Here is a 1,185-nt window from a genome sequence, read left to right as displayed (position 1 = left end):
TAAATTCATAAGCGCCAATATCAACGATCGCACTTCCGTTATTATCACCATCTTGAGGGCGAGTCACACCGCGCTGATCCGTAGCCGGCGCGCCCGCACCAGTACCGGTATCAATTGCCGGACTTCCTGTTAGCAGCGGCAGGACGAAAGCGCCGTTAATATTTTCCAAAGGGCCCAGTAAGGGGTCTGCGATCCTCACATTTGCCGTAACATTACTATCATTAGGATCTCCGGTCGTCAGTTTAGCGGGAAATTGAAGATTGTTTCCCCCGTCGACGAGCTCCCGTCCAGTGTGCTGCCTAGTTTTAAAAGAGTTACTTGCCGTATTCCTATCAAAAATCGAATTCTTGACAGTAATTGGCGATTTCACCGGATCGTTAAAAGTAGCAATACCTCCCGAAAATTCAGCGGTATTCTTAGCAAAAGTCGAATTAACGATGTTAGTCGAAAAGGAATCTCTGTTAGCGACCAGCATTCCTCCGCCCTGCTTAGCAGCGCTGTTGCCGGAAAATGTACTGTTGACAATGCTGATATTTCCATTCTCTCCCGACCACAAACCGCCCCCATTATCTTCAGCTTGGTTATTAGCAAAAGTGGAGTTTGTGACAGTAAGATCCATATTACCGTGACGAATTGCGCCTCCGGAACCTCCAACTCCTGCTAGATCCTTAACAGCTTTATTGTTAACAAAAGTGCTATTTTCCAAAACTATCTTATCTTGAAGATAGCCAAATAAAAATCCCGCTCCTCCTTCTCTGGCTCCGATATTGCCATCAAAAACGCTGTTGCGGATAGCAATAGTTCCTGCAACGGGACCGGGGGTTGCATTCGGCCCGGAGGCATTAGCGCCATCGACGTAAACTGCCCCGCCGACGCCTTTCTCTGTGCGGTTGCCGGTGAATTTAGAATTTTCGATCGTCATGCTGCCCAACAGGTTGTTAACAGCACCGCCGTAGCTGCCTTTGTTGTTGGTAAATTCGCTATCTCTGATAGTCAAAACACCGCCGCTTTTAGTGGCGATCGCGCCGCCACCGCGTTCGGTATTGTCCGCTAGCGAACCATCATTGCCGCTAAACTTGGTGTTAATTACATTTGTCGTGCTGCGGAAACCCGTGTAAATGCCACCACCAAAACCGGCAACATTATTATTGACTTGGCAATTTTCTAAAGTTAAAGTGCTGCTAC

Annotated in this window: 1 protein-coding gene; it reads right to left on the bottom strand. The window is 47.8% G+C overall.

From position 1 onward, the window contains the following. On the bottom strand, nucleotides 1-1,185 hold a 1,185-nt coding region (locus QUA45_RS28900; protein ID WP_333223390.1), incomplete at both ends, for a choice-of-anchor Q domain-containing protein.

This window comes from Microcoleus sp. Pol12A5 (assembly GCF_036701435.1).
GTDB lineage: Bacteria > Cyanobacteriota > Cyanobacteriia > Cyanobacteriales > Microcoleaceae > Microcoleus.
This window is presented reverse-complemented; position numbering and strand designations above follow the sequence as displayed.